This is a genomic window from Roseomonas sp. USHLN139 (assembly GCF_037145735.1).
Lineage (GTDB): Bacteria > Pseudomonadota > Alphaproteobacteria > Acetobacterales > Acetobacteraceae > Pseudoroseomonas.
Window position 1 is genome coordinate 210886 of the sequence record NZ_JBBCWY010000004.1, and the last position, 19995, is coordinate 230880.

General features: G+C 71.9%; 23 protein-coding genes. 10 read left to right on the forward strand and 13 right to left on the reverse strand.

Features of this window, described 5'->3' with window-relative positions:
• Nucleotides 1-48: 48 nt before the first annotated feature.
• Together WFI16_RS13805 and WFI16_RS13810 are read left to right on the forward strand one after the other, a co-directional pair.
• Nucleotides 49-705 carry a bactofilin family protein gene (locus WFI16_RS13805; RefSeq protein ID WP_419898389.1) on the forward strand — a complete coding sequence of 219 codons (657 nt, stop codon included), beginning with the start codon at nt 49-51 and terminating at the stop codon, nt 703-705.
• Between the two features lie 53 nt (nt 706-758).
• A complete protein-coding gene (locus WFI16_RS13810) occupies nt 759-1193 on the forward strand; it encodes a hypothetical protein (protein WP_419898390.1) in 435 nt (144 codons plus the stop codon).
• Between the two features lie 66 nt (nt 1194-1259).
• On the opposite strand, the gene WFI16_RS13815 is transcribed toward WFI16_RS13810, so the two are convergent.
• Nucleotides 1260-2309, reverse strand: coding sequence for a WD40 repeat domain-containing protein (locus tag WFI16_RS13815; RefSeq protein ID WP_419898391.1), 1050 nt, complete (start codon nt 2307-2309; stop codon nt 1260-1262).
• Nucleotides 2306-3274, reverse strand: coding sequence for a CobW family GTP-binding protein (locus tag WFI16_RS13820; RefSeq protein WP_419898392.1), 969 nt, complete (start codon nt 3272-3274; stop codon nt 2306-2308). The genes WFI16_RS13815 and WFI16_RS13820 overlap by 4 nt, the downstream gene beginning before the upstream one ends.
• Before the next feature lie 109 nt (nt 3275-3383).
• Between WFI16_RS13820 and WFI16_RS13825 the strand changes: the two genes are divergently transcribed.
• Nucleotides 3384-3866: a GNAT family N-acetyltransferase gene (locus tag WFI16_RS13825; protein WP_419898393.1), complete on the forward strand. Its 483-nt coding sequence runs from the start codon at nt 3384-3386 to the stop codon at nt 3864-3866.
• A gap of 69 nt (nt 3867-3935) precedes the next feature.
• Here the strand turns inward: WFI16_RS13825 and WFI16_RS13830 are convergent, their stop codons facing one another.
• From WFI16_RS13830 to WFI16_RS13845, 4 genes are all read right to left on the reverse strand, one after another.
• Entirely contained in the window at nt 3936-5261 is a 1326-nt protein-coding gene (locus WFI16_RS13830; protein ID WP_419898394.1) for an aspartate aminotransferase family protein, read from the reverse strand.
• Nucleotides 5262-5407: 146 nt separating this feature from the next.
• Complete coding sequence (gene rdgB, locus WFI16_RS13835; RefSeq protein WP_442970696.1) at nt 5408-5995, reverse strand: RdgB/HAM1 family non-canonical purine NTP pyrophosphatase; 588 nt, start codon at nt 5993-5995, stop codon at nt 5408-5410.
• 44 nt (nt 5996-6039) lie between these two features.
• Nucleotides 6040-6756 (reverse strand): ribonuclease PH, encoded by a 717-nt coding sequence (gene rph / locus WFI16_RS13840; RefSeq protein WP_419898395.1) that lies wholly within the window; start codon nt 6754-6756, stop codon nt 6040-6042.
• A gap of 204 nt (nt 6757-6960) precedes the next feature.
• Nucleotides 6961-7614, reverse strand: a complete 654-nt coding sequence (locus tag WFI16_RS13845) for a type 1 glutamine amidotransferase (protein ID WP_419898396.1) — start codon at nt 7612-7614, stop codon at nt 6961-6963.
• Between the two features lie 66 nt (nt 7615-7680).
• Here WFI16_RS13845 and WFI16_RS13850 point away from each other — a divergent pair, with 66 nt between their 5' ends.
• Nucleotides 7681-8595: a bestrophin family protein gene (locus WFI16_RS13850; protein WP_419898397.1), complete on the forward strand. Its 915-nt coding sequence runs from the start codon at nt 7681-7683 to the stop codon at nt 8593-8595.
• Here WFI16_RS13850 and WFI16_RS13855 read toward each other — a convergent pair whose 3' ends face one another.
• Complete coding sequence (locus WFI16_RS13855) at nt 8596-9066, reverse strand: GNAT family N-acetyltransferase (protein ID WP_419898398.1); 471 nt, start codon at nt 9064-9066, stop codon at nt 8596-8598.
• 238 nt (nt 9067-9304) lie between these two features.
• The gene (locus WFI16_RS13860; protein WP_419898399.1) at nt 9305-9550 is read right to left on the reverse strand and encodes a hypothetical protein; all 246 of its coding nucleotides are present in this window, start codon (nt 9548-9550) and stop codon (nt 9305-9307) included.
• 225 nt (nt 9551-9775) lie between these two features.
• Here WFI16_RS13860 and WFI16_RS13865 point away from each other — a divergent pair, with 225 nt between their 5' ends.
• The 3 genes from WFI16_RS13865 to hisA all read left to right on the forward strand — a co-directional run bounded on the left by WFI16_RS13865 (nt 9776) and on the right by hisA (nt 12463).
• Nucleotides 9776-11011 (forward strand): methyltransferase, encoded by a 1236-nt coding sequence (locus WFI16_RS13865; protein WP_419898400.1) that lies wholly within the window; start codon nt 9776-9778, stop codon nt 11009-11011.
• Nucleotides 11008-11499 carry a YdcF family protein gene (locus WFI16_RS13870; protein ID WP_419898401.1) on the forward strand — a complete coding sequence of 164 codons (492 nt, stop codon included), beginning with the start codon at nt 11008-11010 and terminating at the stop codon, nt 11497-11499. Before WFI16_RS13865 ends, WFI16_RS13870 begins: the two co-directional genes overlap by 4 nt.
• Nucleotides 11500-11734: 235 nt before the next feature.
• Nucleotides 11735-12463 carry a 1-(5-phosphoribosyl)-5-[(5-phosphoribosylamino)methylideneamino]imidazole-4-carboxamide isomerase gene (hisA, locus tag WFI16_RS13875; protein ID WP_419898402.1) on the forward strand — a complete coding sequence of 243 codons (729 nt, stop codon included), beginning with the start codon at nt 11735-11737 and terminating at the stop codon, nt 12461-12463.
• Nucleotides 12464-12524: 61 nt separating this feature from the next.
• On the opposite strand, the gene WFI16_RS13880 is transcribed toward hisA, so the two are convergent.
• From WFI16_RS13880 to WFI16_RS13900, 5 genes are all read right to left on the reverse strand, one after another.
• Complete coding sequence (locus tag WFI16_RS13880) at nt 12525-13115, reverse strand: malonic semialdehyde reductase (protein WP_419898403.1); 591 nt, start codon at nt 13113-13115, stop codon at nt 12525-12527.
• A gap of 183 nt (nt 13116-13298) precedes the next feature.
• Entirely contained in the window at nt 13299-13865 is a 567-nt protein-coding gene (locus tag WFI16_RS13885; protein ID WP_419898404.1) for a NifU family protein, read from the reverse strand.
• 106 nt (nt 13866-13971) lie between these two features.
• The gene (locus WFI16_RS13890; RefSeq protein ID WP_419898405.1) at nt 13972-14451 is read right to left on the reverse strand and encodes a universal stress protein; all 480 of its coding nucleotides are present in this window, start codon (nt 14449-14451) and stop codon (nt 13972-13974) included.
• On the reverse strand, nt 14452-15321 hold the full coding sequence (locus WFI16_RS13895; protein WP_419898406.1) for a TIGR02186 family protein: 870 nt from the start codon (nt 15319-15321) through the stop codon (nt 14452-14454).
• Nucleotides 15322-15323: 2 nt separating this feature from the next.
• Nucleotides 15324-16238, reverse strand: coding sequence for a sulfite exporter TauE/SafE family protein (locus WFI16_RS13900; RefSeq protein WP_419898407.1), 915 nt, complete (start codon nt 16236-16238; stop codon nt 15324-15326).
• Nucleotides 16239-16500: 262 nt separating this feature from the next.
• Between WFI16_RS13900 and WFI16_RS13905 the strand changes: the two genes are divergently transcribed.
• The 3 genes from WFI16_RS13905 to WFI16_RS13915 all read left to right on the forward strand — a co-directional run bounded on the left by WFI16_RS13905 (nt 16501) and on the right by WFI16_RS13915 (nt 19993).
• Entirely contained in the window at nt 16501-18102 is a 1602-nt protein-coding gene (locus tag WFI16_RS13905) for a bifunctional metallophosphatase/5'-nucleotidase (RefSeq protein WP_419898408.1), read from the forward strand.
• Between the two features lie 440 nt (nt 18103-18542).
• A complete protein-coding gene (locus tag WFI16_RS13910; RefSeq protein WP_419898409.1) occupies nt 18543-19301 on the forward strand; it encodes an amino acid ABC transporter ATP-binding protein in 759 nt (252 codons plus the stop codon).
• Nucleotides 19302-19312: 11 nt separating this feature from the next.
• On the forward strand, nt 19313-19993 hold the full coding sequence (locus tag WFI16_RS13915; RefSeq protein ID WP_419898410.1) for an amino acid ABC transporter permease: 681 nt from the start codon (nt 19313-19315) through the stop codon (nt 19991-19993).
• The last annotated feature ends 2 nt before the right edge of the window (nt 19994-19995 follow it).

Here is a 19995-nt window from a genome sequence, read left to right on the forward strand (position 1 = left end):
GATTGCGCCAGGCTTCACCGAAGAACATGTCGAGCAGAGGGGGCACCGATGTCCATCTTCCGCCGCCGCGAAGAGCCCACACCGCCCGCGCCCGCTGCGGGAGGGACCGAGGATGCCGGCAAGGCGCCGACCACCGTGCCGGTGGCCCGCGACCCGGATCTTGCCGTTCCCCCCTTCCGCCCTGTCGCGCCCAGCAAGGAGGCCGCCATGACCCTGCCGCCGAAGCCCAGCCAGCCGCCCGCCGGAATGGGCATGCCGCCGCGGCCCCCGGTCAATGCCGGGATCGGCGCCGGTGCCCCCGTCGCCGCCCGCCCCGGCCAGCCGCCGGCCGCCGCCTCCGACCGCCGCACCATGGTGGTCGGCAAGGGCATCAGCCTGCAGGGCACGGTGACCGATGCCGAGCGCCTGGTCGTCGAAGGCACCATCGAGAGCCAGATGATGCACGCCAATGAGCTGATGATCAGCCATGCCGGCGTCTTCAAGGGCGAGGTCGAGGTCGACGATGCCGAGATCGCCGGCACCTTCGACGGCACCATCACCGCCCGCAACAACCTGGTGATCCGCGCCAGCGGCAAGGTGCTGGGCGTCGCCCGCTGCCGCCGCCTGCAGGTGGAGGAGGGCGGCCAGCTCTCCGGCCGCATGGAGATGCTGGGCGAGGGGGCCGGCGCCAGCCGCATCCCGGCGCCGCTCGCCGAAGAGGCCTGACCGACACGCCCGCGGGCCGCATTCCGGCCCGCGGCGCACCCCCTTCCGGACGCATGCGCCCCTCTCTCCTGCTGCCGATCCTGCTGTCGACCGCCCTTCTGGCCGCCTGCGCCCAGGAGCCCACCGTCGACCGCCATGCCGTGCTGCGCGACGTGCTGGAAAGCTACCGCAACAGCATCGCCGGCATGCAGCCCACCTCCACACCCGTCCTGCCGCAGCTCGAGGGCGCGCCACGCAGCGCCACGCAGCTGCTCGGCCAGTCGCCCGACGCCGTGCGCGGCTGGCTGGGCGAGCCCCGCCTGCGCCGCAACGAAGGCACCGCCCAGGTCTGGCTCTACCAGGGGCAGTACTGCAACCTGGACGTGGTGATGGACCGCGACGACACGCCGAACAGCCCCCTCCGGGTGAGCTACGCGGCCGCCCGGGCGAGCGGCACCGAACGGCGCACCGAAGCCGCCTGCATGAGCGAACTGCTGCGGCGCGGGTGAATACAAAAAAGGCCGGGGGAAGGAATTCCCCCGGACCCCCATCTTTTTTCTGTTCTCGAAGACAGTTCAGCGGCGGGACAGGTCGACCAGGCCGCAGAAGCCGGTTTCGGTGCCGAAGGCCAGGTGCGTCCCCGTGGGACTCCAGGCCAGGGCGCTGACGGGGCCGCGGCCGGGGGCGGCCACCGGCACGATCTTGCCGCTGCCGATCTCGGCCATCAGCACCAGCCCGTCGGCGAAGCCGGCGGCGACCACCTCGTGCTGCGGATGGCAGGCGACCTGGGTGCAGAGCACCCCGTCGCCGCCCGCCAGCTCCAGCGGCGGCTTGCCCATCGGCCCGCCGGCGAAGAACGGCCACAGCACGATGCAGTCCGCCCCGGCCGTCGCCAGCCAGCGCCCCTTGCCGCCGGTGAAAGAGAAACTCTTGATCTTCGAGGGGTAGCCGGACATCCGCATGTCCTGCTGGTCGGCCAGCCGCCAGCCATGCAGGGCATTCTCCTGCATCGCGGTCACCACATGGGTGCCGTCCGGGCTGAAGGCGGTCGCCTGGTGGCTGCCCTTCCAGGGCAGCACCTTGGGATTGTCGTCCTTGCTGTTGACGAACCAGACGCTGGCGCCGTTGTAGTGCCCGGCCGCGACCCGCTTGCCCTTGGCATCGAAGGCGACGCCGCCGACGCTGGAGGGATGCGTCAGCGCCTTCAGCTTGGCCCCGTCCTTGCCGAAGACATGCACCACCTTGCCGACCGAGGCGGCGCGCAGGCCGCTCGGATGGCTGGCCACGTGCTCGACCCACTTCATCATGCCGAAATTGGCCAGCGTGCTGGTGGTGCCGTCGGCGGCGATGCGCAGCAGCTTGCCGTCGTCGCCGCCCGACAGGAAGCCAGAGCCGGCATCCGCCACCATCGACAGGCAGGCGCCGTCATGCGCCTCCAGCCGGCGCCACGCGCCCTCCGGCGCCTTGGGATCGGCCAGGTGCACGGTGCCGTCGCCCAGCGCGAAGCCGGCCGCCTTGCCGTCGGCGCTGAAGGCCGCGCCGATCGCCCAGGCGCCGAGCTCATGCCCGGCGCCGCGCGTCCGCAGGATGTAGTCGGCGTCCTCGAGGTTGTCGGTCTCGCTCATGCCGCCACGCAGCCTTCGAAGCCGCGGCGCAGCTGCGGGCGGTTCAGGTTGCGGCCGATGAAGACGATCTTCGACTTGCGCGGATCGCCCTCCTTCCAGGGGCCGATGAAATCGCCATCGGCGATCATGTGCACGGCCTGGAAGGCGAAGCGGTTCTCCTCGCCCTGATAGGCCAGGATGCCCTTGGTGCGCAGCAGGTCCTGCCCCTTGGCCTGCAGCAGCTGGCCGATCCAGGCATTGAACTTCTCGGCGTCGATCGGCTGCGACACCTCGAAGGACATGCTCATGACATCCTCGTTGTGCTCATGCTCGTCGGACGTCAAAAAATCCGGCTCGCGCTCCAGGATGCGCTCCAGGCTGAAGGCCTCGCGCCCGACCACGCTGGAGACCGGCACGTCCGACTTGGTGGCGCGCTGCAACTCGGCATAGGGGTTGATGGCGCGGATGCGGGCCTCGACCTCGGCCGCCTCGGCCTCGCTGACCAGGTCCATCTTGTTCAGCACGATCAGGTCGGCGAAGGCGATCTGCTCCTCGGCCTCCTTCGAATCGGCCAGCCGGGCGATCAGGTTCTTGGCGTCGACCACGGTGACGATGGCATCCAGCCGGGTCGCGCGCTTGACGTCCTCGTCCATGAAGAAGGTCTGGGCGACGGGGGCGGGGTTGGCCAGGCCGGTGGTCTCGACGATGATGCCGTCGAACTTGCCGCGGCGCTTCATCAGCCCGCCCAGGATGCGCACCAGGTCGCCGCGCACGGTGCAGCAGATGCAGCCGTTGTTCATCTCGAAGACTTCCTCGTCGGCATCGATGACGAGGTCGTTGTCCACGCCGAGCTCACCGAACTCGTTGATCACCACGGCGAACTTCTTGCCGTGGTTCTCGGTGAGGATGCGGTTCAGCAGCGTGGTCTTGCCGGCGCCCAGATAGCCGGTCAGCACGGTGACGGGAACGGTCTCGGTGTCGCTCATCGGGTCTCTCCTGCCGGGGGGCGGCGTTCAGGGTGTTATATGATACGCTTCCCCGGCAAGGTCACGGGGGGCGCCGCGCGGAGTGGGCATTGCTGCTAGAAGCCCCGGCATGACCGACCTGGCTTCCCTGGCCCTCCGCCCGGCCCGCGCCGAGGATGCGCCGGCCCTGACCGCCCTGCTGCGCCGTTCCTGGCTCACCACCTGGGCGCCCGAGCTGCCCTTCACGGCCGTGCAGCGCTTCGCCGCCGAGGACCCGGCGGCGGGCTATGTCGCCGGCCTGGCGGCCGAGTTCCTGGTGGCGGAGCGGAAGGGCGTGCTGCTCGGCATGGCGCATGCGATGGGCGACCTGCTGGCGGCGCTGCATGTGGATCCGCGCGCCTGGGGCCAGGGGCTGGGCGCCGCGCTGCTGGCCGCCGCCGAGCGCCGCATCGCCGAGGGCCATGCCGAGGCGCGGCTGGAGGTGCTGGCCTTCAACGCCCGGGCGCTGCGCTTCTACCGCCGCCAGGGCTGGGCCGAGCAGGCGCGCCGGAGGGGCGACGAGTACGGCGCCCCGGTGGAAGTGGTGGCGATGCGCAAGACATTGTCCCGCTGAAGGCGGGGTCCGGGGGGACAGGCCCCCCCGGCCGAGGGGTCTGGGGAGGCAGAGCCTCCCCAGGGCTTGTCAGGCAGCGGCCTTGATGGCGTCCGACAGCGTGCCGAAGATCCGGTCGATATGGCTCTTCTCGGCGATCAGCGGCGGCGAGAGGGCGATGATGTCGCCGGTGGTGCGGATCAGCACGCCCTTGTCGAAGCAGTCGCGGAACACGTCGACGGCGCGCGCCGCCGGCTTGCCCGGGCGGGATTCCAGCTCGATGCCGCAGACCATGCCGATCGAGCGGATGTCGATGACGTTCGGCAGGCCGCGCATCGCATGGGCGGCTTCCTCGAAATAGGGCTCCATCGCCTTGGCGCGACCCGGCAGGTCCTCCGAGACATGCAGGTCGAGCGTCGCGATGGCGGCGGCCGAGGCCAGCGGATGGCCGGAATAGGTATAGCCGTGGAACAGCTCGATGCCGTCCGGCGAGCCGTTGACGATGGCGTCGTAGATGGCGTTGTTCACCGCGACCGCGCCCATCGGCACGGCGGCGTTGGTCAGCCCCTTGGCCATGGTCATGATGTCGGGGGTGACGCCCAGCCGCTCGGCGCCGAAATTGGTGCCGATGCGGCCGAAGCCGGTGATCACCTCGTCGAAGATCAGCAGGATGCCGTGCTTGTCGCAGAGCTCGCGCAGCCGCTGCAGATAGCCCACCGGCGGCACCAGCACGCCGGTCGAGCCCGCCATCGGCTCGACGATCACCGCGGCGATGGTGTCGCCGTGCAGCGTGACCAGGCCCTCCAGCGCATCGGCCAGGTGGGCGCCGTGCTCGGGCAGGCCGCGGACGAAGCTGTTCTGCTTCGGCAGGTGGGTGTGCGGCAGGTGATCCACATACGGCAGCATGGCGCCGAACTGCTTGCGGTTGCCGCCGATGCCGCCGACCGACATGCCGCCGAAGCCGACGCCGTGATAGCCGCGCTCACGCCCGACCAGGCGGACGCGCTGCGCCTGGCCGCGCGCCTTCTGGTAGGCGAGGGCGATCTTCAGCGCGGTGTCGGCGCTCTCGCTGCCGGAATTGGTGAAGAAGATCCGGTCGAGCCCGGTCGGCGTCATCGCCGCGACGCGCGCCGCCGCCTCGAAGGCCAGCGGATGGCCGAGCTGGAAGGTCGGCGCGAAATCCATCACCGCCGCCTGCTTCTGGATCGCCTCGGTGATCTCGCGGCGGCCATGGCCGGCGTTGCAGCACCAGAGGCCGGCGGTGCCGTCGATCACTTCCTGCCCGTCCGCGGTCCAGTAGGACATGCCCTCGGCCCGCGCCAGCAGCCGCGGATGCGACTTGTAGTAGCGGTTGTCGGTATAGGGCATCCAGAAGGCGTCCAGATTGTTCGGACGCGAGACGGCGATCTGGTTCATGGCGATCCTGCGCAGGCAAGGGCGTAAGCCAGCGAGGCTAGGCCCGATGTGCCCGGCTGGCGAGGGCCGATGCGCCGCCGGGGCCGCAGAAAACACTGTTTTTCCCCATGGCCGGCGCACCGCCTGCGCCGGCCAGGGGCGCCGCCTCAGCCCTGGCGGCGCCCGGCGAGGCAGCCCTCGGCCAGCAGGCGGAAGGCGTCGGCGCGGTGGCTGATGCGGTGCTTCTCGGCCTTGTCCATCTCGGCGAAGCTCTGGCTGTGGCCGCGAGGCACGAACATCGGGTCGTAGCCGAAGCCGGCCTCGCCGCGCGGCGGCCAGATCCACTCGCCCATGGCGCGGCCCTCGAAGGCCTCCGTATGGCCGTCCGGCCAGGCCAGGACCAGGGCGCAGGTGAACCAGGCGCCGCGATCCTCATGTGGCCGGGCCAGCTCGGCGACCTTCGCCATGGCGCCGGCGTAGTCGCGGCTGCCATCCGGCTGCTCGGCCCAGTCGGCGGTATAGACGCCCGGCGCGCCGTCCAGCGCGGCGACCGAGAAGCCGCTATCATCGGCCAGCGCCACCAGGCCGGAGGCGCGGGCCGCCGCCAGCGCCTTGATCGTGGCATTGCCGATGAAGGTCGTCTCGGTCTCCTCCGGCACCGGCAGGCCGAGGTCCTTCGCGCTGACGATCTCGATGCCGTATTCGGCGAGCAGGGCGGCGTTCTCGCGCACCTTGCCGGCATTGTGGCTGGCCATGACGATGCGCGTCTCGGTCAGCGGGCGGCGGGGGGTCACGGCGCTCACCGGCCGATCGCCCGGCGCTGGGCGGCGAAGAGGCCCTCGCTGCCTTGGCGGGCCAGCGCCAGCATGGCCTGGAACTGCGCGTCGTCGAAGGGCGCGCCCTCGGCGGCGGCCTGCAGCTCGACGATGCCGCCCTTGCCGGTCAGGACGAAATTGGCGTCGGTCTGCGCCGCGCTGTCCTCGGCATAGTCGAGGTCCAGCACCGTCTCGCCCTTGTAGATGCCGCAGGAGACGGCGGCGACCTGGTCGCGCAGCGGGTTGCGCGACATCAGGTTCTTCAGCACGCAATGCTCGAAGGCCTGGTGCAGCGCCACCCAGGCGCCGGTGATGGCGGCGCAGCGGGTGCCGCCATCGGCGGTCAGCACGTCGCAATCGATGGTGATCAGCACCTCGCCCATGGCCTTGCGGTCGATGACGGCGCGCAGGGCGCGGCCGATCAGGCGCTGGATCTCCTGGGTGCGGCCGGACTGCTTGCCGCGGGCCGCCTCGCGCTCGCCGCGGCTGTGGGTGGCGCGCGGCAGCATGCCGTATTCGGCGGTGACCCAGCCCTCGCCCTTGCCGCGCATGAAGCCGGGGACGCGGCCCTCGACGCTGGCGGTGCAGAGCACCTCGGTGATGCCCATGCGGATCAGGCAGGAGCCCTCGGCGTGGCGGGCGGCGCCAGGCTGGAGCGTGACGCTGCGCAGCGCGTCGGCAGCGCGGCCGGAAGGACGCATGGCGGGGGGACTTTCCTGCGGTTCTTGCTGGGGGGCGCTGATGCGCTGGGGCGGGGGTGGCTGTCAAACAGGGTCAAGGTTGGGGGCCCCGGCCCTGGCCAAGGCAGCGTTTCACGGGAAACATTCGCGCGCGGCAGCACAGGCAGAAAAAAGATGGGGTCCAGGGGAATTCCTTCCCCTGGCCTTTCTTTTTAAATTAAATACTTAAAGACCAATCAGCCGCAGCATCTCGGCAAACAGCGCCTCCCGCTGCCCTGCCAGCGAGGCGTCGCGCTCGCGGGTCAGCGCCAGGATCGCCGCCGGATCGGCCAGCCGTTCTGGCGGCGTGAAGCCGATCCAGTCGGCGATGCAGCCGGCATGCGCCTCGGGATGGAACTGCACGCCGAGAGCGCGGCGGTGGCGGAAGGCCTGGATGGTGTCTTCCGAACGCGCCAGCACCTCGGTCCCCGCCGGCACCGCCACATGGTCGCCGTGCCAGCGGATCCAGGGGCCGCGCCAGACGGGGCCGGTCACCTCGGCGGTCTCCATCCAGCCCTCGTGGAAGCGGCCGATGGCGGAGACGCTGCCGCCGATGGCGCTGGCGATCATCTGCGCGCCGAAGCAGATGCCGATCACCGCGCGGCCCTCCTCGATCCAGCGGGCCAGCAGGTCGCGCTGCGCGGCGATCCAGGCATCGGCGTCATAGGCCGCCTTGGGCGAGCCCAGCGTCACCAGCAGGTCCGCCTCCGGCAGCGGGGCGCCGGCCCTCAGGTCCGGTCCGGCCAGCGTCTGCAGCGCCGCGCCGCGGGCGGCCTGCAGCCAGGCGCCGAAATGGCCGACCGGGGCCAGGGGGGAGTTCTCGAGGACGAGCACGCGCATCGCACAGCTTCCATGCAGAAGCCGGCAGTTTCCCATCCCGCGCCCCGGGTGGAAACTGCCCGGATCATGATCGTGCGCAAGCGTCCCGGGCCGCTCGGCCTCATCTTCACCCTGCGCGGCTCGATCGTGCCGCGGATCTTCGGCCGGCTGGTGGCGGTGACGCTGCTGGCCACCCTGCTGACCGTGGCCGATCTCGGCTGGCCGCAGATCTTCCCGCAGATCACCGCGCTGCCCTTCACCTTCATGGGCCTGGCGCTGTCTATCTTCCTCGGCTTCCGCACCAACACCTGCTACGCGCGGTGGTGGGAGGCGCGCGGCCTCTGGGGCCGGCTGGAAATGGCGGCGCGCAGCCTGGCGCGCGACATGGACGCGCTGTTCCCCGACGATCCGGCGCTGCGGCAGCGGGTGGTGCGCCGGCTGGTGGGCTTCACGCTTGGGCTGGCGGCGCAGCTGCGCCAGGGCCGGGCGGCGCCGGCGCTGGCCCCCTGGCTGCCGGAGGCGGAGGCCGCGGCGGCATTGACCCTGCGCAATCCGCTGCAGGCCACCCTGCGCGCCATCGCCCGCGACCTGGCCGAGGCGCGTCGCCAGGGCCGCCTCGGCGAGCCGCTCTACGCCCAGCTGGAGACCCAGCTCGCCGTGCTGACCGAGGCGCAGACCGGCTGCGAGCGGATCCGCAACACGCCCACCCCCTTCGCCTACTGGCTGCTGCTGAACCGCACCGCCTGGCTGTTCTGCCTGCTGCTGCCCTTCGGCTATGTCGGCGCGTTGGGCCTGGCGACGCCGGCGGTGGTGGCGATCCTGGCCTATACCTTCTTCGGCCTGGACGAGCTCAGCGACGAGCTGGAAGAACCCTTCGGCACCGCGGCCAACGACCTGCCGATCGACGCGCTCGCCCGGCTGGTGCAGATCGACCTGCTGGAATCGCTGGGCGAGACCGACCTGCCGCACCCCCTGGTGCCGGTGCGCGACCTGCTGCTGTAGCTATCGCAGCCTCTTCCTCATGTGGATGACGGTGCCGAGCGGCGGCAGCACCTCTTCCGCGTATTGCTCATAACCGCAGCGGGCATAGAGGGCGATGTTCGAGGCGAAGCGGCCGTTGGTGTAGAGCCGCATCTCGGCCAGCCCCGCCTGCCGCGCCACCGCCTCGGCATGGGCCAGCAGGGCGCGGCCCAGCCCCTGGCCCTGCTGCGCGGGGGCGACGGCGACATTGACGATCAGCAGGTGGTCGGGTTCGGCCCGCATCTCGATCAGCGCCCGCAGCACGCCCTCCGGCTCGACCAGGTCGATGCGGTGCTCGCGCAGGGCGAGCGCGTAGTCGGCGGTCATCGGCCGGGGCTCGCGGCCGATCACCGGGACCCATTTGGCATAGGCGGCGCGGGTGAAGCCGCGCACCAGGGCTTCGTCCGCGGGGGTGGCCCGCCGCATTCCGGGGAGGGTGGGGTCGTGCTGCATGGCCTGGGGCTCGCTGGCGGAAGTGCATGAAAAAACCCCCGGAGCGCGGGGGCTGCGGGGGTCGTTCTGTCCGATGTCGGCGGACCGGGCCGGCTGCTTCAGCCGCGTCGGTCCGCGCATGCCATGGGGAACAGGCCCGCCGCGGAAAGGCCGCGGCGGCGTCGGAGGGCGATGCGGCAATCCCGGCGGGCCATGGCGGGAAGCCTAGGACGCGGCCGCCGCCCGGGTCAACGCGGTCTCAGTCGCTGCTGCAGCCGCCGCCATCGCCGCCGCCGCCGCTGTCACCGCTGTCGCAGCCAGCATCGCTGGTGCCGGCGCCGCTGTCGAACCAGCCCGTGGCATCGCCGTCCCCGCCGCCGCCATCGCTGTTGCTGCCGCCGCGCCGGGTTGGGCGGCGCCGCTGCTCGCGGAGGCTGCTGACCAGCGCGACCGCCGTCAGCCCACCCAGCGCGAGCACCGGCAGCATCAGGACGACATTGGCCAAGGGCGGCTCTTCCCGTTGTTGCGCCCGCAGCCTAGCGGGCCGCGCCGCCGGCCGCGGATCACGAGGCGATCAGCGCTCGAGCGCGAAGATCACGATGCGCACCAGCGCGCTGACCACCAGCAGCACGAGGACGATGCGGGAGAGGGTGCTGATCGGGGGCATGCTGCTGGAGATGGGTTCAGCCCCGGCTGGCGCAACGCCGCCGCTTCGCCTATCCGGTCAGCCATGGACGCCACCGATGCCCGCCTTGCCGCCCAGTACGAGGCCTATCCCTATCCCGAGCGCGACCCGCGGGACGAGGCGAAGCGCCTGATCGTCGGCAGCCCCAGCCATCTGCGCGAGGTCGACCACTGGATCTTCGGCGCCCGCCGCCCGGCGAGCCAGCCGTTGCGCGTGCTGATGGCCGGCGGCGGCAGCGGCGACGGTACCATGATGCTGGCGCAGCAGATGGCGACGGCCGGCCGCCCTGGCGAGGTCACCTGGCTCGACCGCTCCACCGCCGCCCGGGCCGTCGCGGAAGCGCGCGCGAAGCAACGCGGCCTGACCAATATCCGCTTCGTCAGCGGCTCACTGCTCGACCTGCCGGGGCTGGGCCTGGGAGAATTCGACTACATCGACTGCTGCGGCGTGCTGCACCACCTGCCCGACCCGGCGGCAGGGCTGGCGGCGCTGGCCGGCAGCCTGGCGCCCGGCGGCGGCCTCGGGCTGATGGTCTATGCCCCGCATGGCCGCACCGGCGTCTATATGCTGCAGGACGCGCTGCGCCTGCTGGCCCCCGACAGCGAGGCGCCGCCGGCCCGCGTCGACATCGCCAAGCGGTTGTGGAAGCAGCTGCCGGAGACCGCCTGGCTGCGCCGCAACCCCTGGATCACCGACCACCTGGATGGCGGCGATGCCGGGCTCTACGACCTGCTGCTCAACCCGCGCGATGTTTCTTTCAGTGTCCCCCAACTGGCGACCTTGATCGAGAATGCGGGTCTCCGCCTGCGCTGCTTCGTCGAGCCGCTGCGCTACGAGCCCGAACGCTACCTGCCCGACCCGAAGCTGCGCGCCCGCATCGCGACGCTGGGCGCCACCGAGCGCGCGGCGCTGGCCGAGTCGCTGGCCGGCAACATGGGCATCCACATCGCCTATGTCACCCGCGACGCGGCGCCGCTGCCCGACTGGGACAACCCGGCCGCCGTGCCGGTGCTGCGCGAGCTCGACGGCCCGACCCTGGCCAAGGGCCTCCCGGCCGATGGCGTGCTGCGCGTCACCTTCGACGGCATCCGCCTGGGCGTGCCGCTGCCGCGCCTGGCCTCGGCCATCCTGTCCCGCATCGACGGCCGCCGCAGCATCGCCGGGATCGGCGCCGAGCTGGCCAGGAACGGCGTGACCGAAGCCGCCTTCGCCCGCGACTTCACGGCGCTGCGCCAGGCGCTGGAGCCGCTGAACCGCCTGCTGCTGGCCGCCCCCGCATGACGGCCGGCCGCCCGGCCATCATCATCTTCGGCGCCGCCGTCCGCCCCGATGGCGGCCCCAGCCTGACCTTGCGCCGCCGGGTCATGGCGGCCCAGGCCTTCGCGCCGGACGCCCTGTTCGTCCCCACCGGCGCCCAGGGCCGCCACGGCCCCGCCGAGGCCGCCGTCATGGCCCGCCTGCTGCAGGATCTCGGCACCCCGGCGGATTCCATTCTGCAGGAGACCACCGGCACCGACACGCTGAGCTCCGCCCGCGCCTGCGCCGCGCTGCTGCGCGACCACCAGGGCCCGGTCTTCGCTGCCTCCAGCGGCTACCACCTGCCGCGCTGCGTGATGCTGCTGCGGATCTACGGCCTGCCCGCCCGGGCGGCGCCCCCGCCGGAAGCGTCGCATCGCTGGCAGGAACGCTGGTGGTGGCGGGCGCGGGAGGCGGCGGCGCTGCCTTATGACGCGGTGGCGGGGATCTGGGACAGCAGGATCAAAGGGTAAGGCCAGGGGAATGAATTCCCCCGCGGCGCAATGCGCCGCGTCCGTTCTTCTTTCTGTCTGATTGCCATGTCCACGTGGTGACGGGACACGAAACGGCCTGGCCAAAGCGCGACCTGCCGGCGAGCGCCGATAGATAGAAAAAAGAGGGGGGTCTGGGGGAATTCATTCCCCCAGCCTTTTTCCCCTGGCTTCCCTTGGCTAGACAGCCTGCACTTCTTCTTCGGTGGAACGGCCCATGTCCCTTTTCCAGCTCTACCCCGCCATCGACCTCAAGGCCGGCAAGGTCGTCCGGCTGAAGCGCGGCGACATGGACCAGGCGACCATCTATGCCGAGGATCCGGGCGCCCAGGCGGCGGCCTTCGACGCGGCCGGCTTCGACTGGCTGCATGTGGTCGACCTGGATGGCGCTTTCGCCGGCAAGCCGGCCAATGCCGAGGCGGTGGCGGCGATCCTGAAGGGGACGAAGCGCCCGGTGCAGCTGGGCGGCGGCATCCGCGACATGGCCACCGTCGAGGCCTGGCTGTCGCGCGGCGTCGCGCGGGTGATCCTGGGTTCGGCCGCGGTGAAGGACCCGGATTTCGCGCGGGCGGCCTGCAAGGCCTTCCCGGGCAAGGTCGCGGTCGGCATCGACGCCAAGGATGGCATGGTCGCGACCGAGGGCTGGGCCGAGGTCAGCAGCGTCTCGGCGCTCGACCTTGCGCTGTCCTTCGAGGATGCCGGGGCGGCGGCGATCATCCACACCGACATCGACCGCGACGGCATGCTGGGCGGCGTCAATGTCGCCGCCACCGCCGAGATCGCGGCGCGGCTGACCACGCCGGTGATCGCCTCGGGCGGCGTCGCCGGGGTGCAGGACATCGTGGCGCTGAAGGCGGCCGGGCGCGTCGCCGGCACCATCATCGGCCGCGCGCTCTATGACGGGCGGCTGACGGCGGCCGAGGCCATGGCGGCGGCGCGGGCGTAAGGTCTGGCGCCCGGCGCGGATCAATGCTCCGGGCGGCACCGCCACCCGGAGCCCGTCGAAGTTATGCCAGGTCGGCGGCCTCGTCGAAGGCCAGGCGGGGCAGGCGGCCCTGCACCCCGGCCGGGTCGCCATAGCCCAGGTTGACCAGCAGGTTGGCCTTCCAGCCGGTGCCAGCGAAGAAGGCGTCGTTCACCTTGGCGGCGTCGAAGCCGCTCATCGCGCCGGTGTCGAGGCCGAGCGCGCGCGCCGCCAGGATGAAGTAGCCGGCCTGCATCGAGGAATTGCGGAAGGCGGTCGCCTCGGCGAAGGCGGCGCTGCCGGTGAACCAGGACTTGGCATCGGCATGCGGGAACAGCACCGGCAGCTTGTCGTAGAACTTCTCGTCCCAGGCGATGATCGCCGTCACTGGCGCGGTCATCGTCTTCTCCAGGTTGCCGGCGCTCAGCGCCGGGCGGAGCTTCTCGCGGCCCTCTGCGGTGCGGATGAAGACGAAGCGGGCCGGCTGGCAGTTGGCGCTGGTCGGGCCCATCTTCACCAGATCATAGAGCTGGCGCAGCGTCTCGTCGGAGACGGTCCGGTCCGTCCACTTGTTCTGGGTGCGGGCGGTGTTGAACAGGGTGTCCAGCGCGGCGCTGTCGATCGGGTCGGCCATGGGTGAAGTCGCTCCTGTGTGCGTTGCACACAGGATGAGGGGCGCGCCATCCCCTGCCAATCCCCGCCGCCGGATCATCATCATTCATGATCTGAATGACGGGAGCCGGAGACGAAAAAGCCCGGCACGAAGGCCGGGCTCATCGGACGCGAAATTGTCTGACAGCAGAGTGCCGGGCAGGCGTCAGGCGTCGACCTGCTCGACCGCGATCACTTCCGGCACGTAGTGGCGCAGCATGTTCTCGACGCCGTGCTTCAGCGTGGCGCGCGAGGAGGGGCAGCCCGAGCAGGCGCCCTGCAGGTGCAGCTTCACCACGCCGTCGCGGAAGCCGCGGAAGACGATGTCGCCGCCATCGCCCGCCACCGCCGGGCGCACCCGGGTGTCGAGCAGCTCCTTGATCTGGGCGACCACCTCGGCGTCGGCCGGGTCGCTGTCCTCGAAGGCGTCGTCCTCGGCCTCGGCATCGAGCACCACCGGACGGCCGGCCATGGCATGCTCCATGATCGCGCCGAGCACCATCGGCTTCAGCGCCTGCCAGTCGGTCGCCTCGGACTTGGTCACGGTGACGAAGTCGGCGCCCAGGAAGACGCGCGCCACGCCGTCCAGGCCGAACAGGCGCTCGGCCAGCGGGCTGCGGCCGGCGGCCTCGGCGCTGGTGAAATCGGCGGTGCCGCGCGCGCCCATCACGTCCTGGCCCGGCAGGAACTTCAGGGTGGCGGGGTTGGGCGTCGCTTCCGTCTCGATGAACATCGTTCTCGGCTTTTCACGGGAATGGGGTGGCGCAGGCCTCGTCTCGGCCTCGCATGTGGTCGATCCCCGCCGCGCGTGCAACCCGCGGACAGGGAGGGGCGGCCATTCAGGTGACGCGGTCCAGGTCCTTGTCGTCCAGGTTGCCCGGGACGATGGTCATCGGCACCCGCAGCCGCGGGGCATAGCGGCCGGTCAGCGCGGTGATCAGCGGCCCCGGCCCGCTGCCATTCGCGGCGCTGGCCAGGATCAGGATCGACAGGCGGGGGTCTTCCTCCAGCAGGGAGAGCAGCGCGTCGCGCGGATCGCCCTCGCGGATCAGCAGGATCGGCAGGCCGCCGGTGATCTCCTGCACCTCGGCGGCGAGCGCCGAGAGCAGCTTCTCCGCCTCCTCGCGCCGCTCTTCCTGCAGCATGGCGCCGACGCCGGCCCATTCGACGGTGCCCTCCGCCTCGATCACCCGCAGCAGGGCGACGCGGCCGCCGCCGTGCTTCGCCCGCAGGCAGGCGTAGCGCAGCGCGACATGGCGTTCCTGGCTGTCATCGACGACGACCAGGAAGACACGGTCGCGGCGGGCGGCTTCGGGCATTCATCCCCTCCGGAACAGCACGCTGCCCAGCCATCCGGCAAAGGCCGCCAGCAGGATGCAGATCAGGCCGTATACCACCGGCTGCTCGTCGGCGATATCGGCGATGCGGGCGGCGGTCCCGACCCGGTCGACGGTGAAGCCGAGCTCCTGCCGCGCCAGCACCCGGCCGTCGCGCACCAGCATCACCTCGACCCGGTAGTCGCCGGTGCCGACGGTGGCCGGCAGCGGCAGCCGGGCGCGGAACAGCCGGGCGCCGGAGATGCGCAGCGGCTCGTCCTCCTCGTGCCACAGCCCGGCGCTCTGCTTCAGCTGCAGCAGGGCGCTGCGGAATTCCTCGTCCTGGTTGCCGGCGGCAGCCATCTGCAGGTGGTCAAGGCCGAGCTGCTTGGTCCGCCGCTCCTCCTCCTCCATCATCTCGCGCAGCGGCCGCGTGCCGGTCAGCAGGTAGAAGCCGGGCACCTGGCGGAAGCGGGCCGAGGCGCCGTTGATCCAGAAGCCCAGCACCCGCGTCTTGCGGCGCACCACCAGCGGTTCCGGCACCGCGCTGCGGGCGACCACCAGCACGTCGTCGCCGCCCTCGCCCAGCAGCCGCTCGGTGGCGCCGAAGACCAGCACCTCGGCGCCGCTGAAGCCGGTGGTGATCTCGACGCGGGATTGCGAGAGCTCGGCGACCAGCGGCGGCCGGGCGGCGGCGGGCTGCGGCGGCGGCGCGGGGGGCGGGGTCGGGATCGGCTGCGGCACCGGGCGGCGCGGCGCCGGGGCGGTCGGCGTGGGCGCAGGGGTAGGGACAGGAGCAGGGGCGGGCGCCGGCGTCTGGGCCAGCGCCGGCATCGCCAGCGCCAGGAAAACCGACAGGAAAGCGCCCCGCACTGTCATTGCGGGATCGGCCCGACGGCGAAGAGGTTGTCCGGCGTCACCACCAGCCCCCAGAGCAGGCTGGCCGCCACCCCGAGCACCAGCAGGCCGAGCAGGGCGCGGGTCTCCTCGCCGCGCAGCCGGGTGCCCATGGCGGCGCCGAACTGGGCGCCGGCGACGCCGCCGACCAGCAGCAGGAGGGTGAGAACAATGTCGACGCTGCCGGTGGAGACCGCCTGCAGCAGGGTCACGTTGGCGGCGACGAAGACCACCTGGAACAGCGAGGTGCCGATCACCACCGCCGTCGGCATGCCGAGCAGGTAGATCATGGCGGGGACCAGCATGAAGCCGCCGCCGACGCCCATCACGGCGGACAGCACGCCGATGCCCAGCCCCACCAGCAGCGGCGGGATCACCGAGATATACAGGCGCGACTTGCGGAAGCGCAGCTTGAAGGGCAGGCCGTGCATCCAGAGATGCGCATGCAGCCGGGCCGGCGCCACCTGCCGCCGGCGGCGCAGGATGGCGCGCAGGCTCTCCCGCACCATCAGCGCGCCGACGCTGCCCAGGATCACCACGTAGAAGACCGAGACGGCGAGGTCGACCTGCCCCTGCCGCCGCAGCCAGGCGAAGAGCTGCACGCCCAGCCCCGAGCCGACGAAGCCGCCCGCCAGCAGCACCAGCCCCATGCGCGGATCGACATTGCCGCGGCGCCACTGCGCGATCAGCCCGGAGACCGAGGCGCCCAGCGTCTGGTTGGCGCCGGACGCCACCGCCACAGGGGCAGGGATCCCGATCAGGATCAGCAGCGGGGTGAGCAGAAAACCGCCGCCCACGCCGAACAGGCCGGAGAGCCATCCCACGCCGAAGCCGATGCCCAGCAGCAGCAGGGCATCCACGGACATTTCGGCGATCGGCAGATAGACCTGCATTGCGTCTCCACCAAAGCTGGCCGCCCCCGGCACCTGCGCACCGGGGGTTGCGTGATCGCAGCCGGACCATCGGCTGCGGGCAGCCGTCGGACCGTTGGTTCCTGTCGCGGCCAATGGCTCCGCCGCCGGCGCCCGTGACGGGGCAGGGGCCGGGGAGGGATCATCACCGCGACGCCGCACAGGGGACATTCCGATTGCGGCAAGTCTTGGGCTAAAGCTTGCGGCGGCCGGGGGTTCCGGCGTTTTTCCGGATTTTTTCGCCATGGCGCTGCGCCGACGCTCCCTGCTGGCCGCCAGCCTTGCCCTGTCGGCCCCGCTGGCCCTGCCGGCGCTGCGGCGCGCCGCCGCCGATCCCGTGGCGCGGCTCGGCCTGCTGCATCTCAACGATTTCCACGCCAAGCATGACGGGCTGCAGGCCAGCGGCGCGGCCTGCCGCGCGGCGGCGCCCTGCCTCGGCGGCAGCGCCCGCCTGGCCAGCGCCCTCGACCGGCTGCAGGCCGAGGCGGCGGCGGAAGCCCGCCCGGTGCTGCGGCTGGATGCCGGCGACCAGTTCACCGGCAGCCTGTTCCACACCGCCCATCACGGCGCCGCCGAGGCGGCGGTGCAGCGCGCCACCGGCATCCAGGCCATGACGCTGGGCAACCATGAATTCGACGGCGGGCCGGCGCGGCTGGCCGCCTATGCGGCGCTGGTGCCCTTCCCGCTGCTCTCCGCCAATCTGGATGCCGGGGCCGAGCCGCTGCTCGCCGGGCGGATCCGCGGCCATGCCGTCTTCACCCTGGGACAGGCGCGGATCGGCGTCATCGGCCTGACCACCGAGACCACGCCGCAGGCCTCGAGCCCCGGCCCGACGCTGCGCTTCACCGAGGCCGCCGCGGCGGCCGAGCGCGCCATCGCCGCGATCCGCGCCGGGGGACCCGCCACCCTCGTGGTGCTGTCGCATCTGGGGCTGGCGGCCGACCGGGCGCTGGCGGCGCGGCTGCCGGGGATCGACGTCATCGTCGGCGGCCATTCGCACACGCTGCTGGCCGACCTGCCGGGCGCCGAGGGCCCGTCGCCCACCCTGGTCGAAGGCCCCGACCGGTTGACCCGCATCGTCCAGGCCGGCGCCTATGGCCGCTGGGCCGGGCGGCTGGATCTGGAGCTCGGCGCCGATGGCCGGGTGCTCGGCCATGGCGGCCGGGTGCTGCCGGTGACCCCGGAGCTGCCGGAGGCGCCGCCGGTCGCCACGCTGATCGCCGAATACCGGGCGCCGCTGGCGGCGCTGCGCGCCCGCCCGGTCGGGCGCAGCCCGGCGGCGCTGCCCAATGCCGGCTGCCGCCAGGGCGAATGCGCGCTGGGCAGCCTGGTGGCCGAGGCCATGCTGGCCGCCGCCCCGGGCGCCGAGATCGCGGTGACCAATGGCGGCGGGCTGCGCGCCGGCCTGTCGGAGGGCGCCATCTCGCTGGGCGAGCTGCTGGAGGTGCTGCCCTTCGGCAATACCCTGGCGCGGCTGACGATCCGCGGCGGCGACCTGCGCGCGGCGCTGGAGATCGGCCTGTCGCGGCTCGAGTCGAATGGCGGCGGCTTTCCCCAGGTCGCCGGGCTGCGCCTGCGCTTCGACCCGGACGCGCCGCCCGGGCAGCGGCTGCGCGCGGTGGCGGTGGCGGAGGCCGGCGGCTTCCGGCCGCTGGATGATGGCCGTGCCTATCGCCTGGTCACCAATGACTTCAACCGCCGCGGCGGCGACGGCTATGTCCCGTTCCGCGACCGCGCGCTCGACGCCTATGACAATGGCGCCCCGCTGGAGGAGGTGGTGGCTGCCTATCTGGCGGCCGATGGCGCCTTCCGCACCCGGCTGGATGGCCGCATCGCCCGGCACTGACGGGCGGCCTCGACGCTGGCCCCGGATAAAGGGGCCGGCGTGCTGGCCACGGCGCTGAGGATGTCGAAGAGACCGCCCGCCACCCCGCCCCGCGCCACCTCCGACCGCTTTTGCCTCCCGCGGCGGCACGGCCCGGCCGGCGCGGGACGGCGGGCTGGTGGCGGACGCAGCAGGCGGTCCGGCCCGGGCGCAGGGCCGCCATGGCCACCGCGCGGGCCTGCTCGTGGATTCCTGCCGATCCGTCCCGGATCCTGTTGATTCCGTCTCGATGGCCTGGCCGCCAGGGCGACGAAGGCGGGCGCCGTGCCGGGCGATGGAATTTCTGCGCGGGGTTGTGCCGGTTACTGGCACGTGGCTTGCTGACCGGTGTCGGATCGGCTTCTCGGCTGGCCTCGACTCGCCTAAGAGCCTCTCCTTCCCTCCGTGCCCGAGGATCCGTCATGACTGCTGCCGCCGCCGCCCCGCGCCCGATCGTCGATGCGCGCGGCCTGTGGAAACGCTTCGGCGGGCTGACCGTGCTGAAGGGCGTCGATCTCAGCGTCGCCGAGCGCGAGCTGGTCTTCATCATCGGCCCCTCCGGCTCCGGCAAGTCGACCCTGCTGCGCTGCCTGAACCGGCTGGAGGAGCCGGATGACGGCTCGATCCATGTCGATGGCATCGAGCTGCTCAGCCCGAAGACCGACATCAACGCCGCCCGCCGCCGCATCGGCATGGTGTTCCAGAGCTTCAACCTCTACCCGCACATGACGGCGCGGCAGAACGTCATGCTGGCGCTGCGCAAGGTGCTGGGGAAGGGCCGCGACGAGGCGGAGGCGATCGCCGCCGCGGCGCTCGACCGCGTCGGCCTCGGCGAGCGGATGGACCACCACCCGGCGCAGCTCTCCGGCGGCCAGCAGCAGCGCGTCGCCATCGCCCGCGCCATCGCCCTCGAGCCGCGGGTGATGCTGTTCGACGAGCCGACCAGCGCCCTCGACCCCGAGCTGGTCGGCGGCGTGCTGAACGTCATGCGCGAGCTGCGCGAGAGCGGCATGACCATGGTGGTGGTCAGCCACGAGATGGCCTTCGCCCGCGCCGCCGCCGACCGCGTGGTCTTCATGGCCGACGGCCAGAAGCTGGAGGAGGGGCCGCCCGACCAGATCTTCGGCGACCCGCAGCATGAGCGCACCCGCGCCTTCATCCGCCAGATCGACCGGCACTGAGCGCGCCGCCCATGTCCGGCCTCGACAATTTTCTTTTCTCCTTCTTCAACCTCAAGGTCATGGCGACCTACCTGCCGCTGGTGGCGCAGGGCCTCGCCTTGACCGTGCTGCTGGCCGTGCTGATCGTCGTCGCCGGCCTTGCCTCGGGCCTGGCGCTCGCCGTGCTGCGCTCCTTCGGCATCCGGCCGCTGAACTGGCTGATCGTCTTCACCGTCGACCTGTTCCGCGCCCTGCCGCCGCTGGTCATCATCGTGCTGCTGTTCTTCGGCCTGCCGACGCTGGGCATCGGCCTCTCCGGCTTCGCCGCCACCTGGCTGTCGCTGACCCTGGTGCTGATGGCCTTCTCCGAGGAGATCTACTGGGCCGGCATCACCGCGGTGCCGAAGGGCCAGTGGGAGGCGGCGCGCTCCACCGGCCTCGGCTTCCTGCAGACGCTGCGCCTGGTGGTGCTGCCGCAGGCGCTGCGCATCACCATCCCGCCGCTGACCAACCGCACCATCGCCATCACCAAGGGCACCGCCCTCGGCTCGGTGGTGGGCGTCGCCGAGATCCTCGGCGCCTCGCAGAGCGCGATGTCCTTCTCCGCCAATCCCTCGGCGCTGACGCTCGGCGCCATCGCCTATCTCGTGCTCTTCATCCCGGTCGTCGCCCTCGGCCGCTGGATCGAGACGCGCTTCGCCTGGAAGCGGTGACC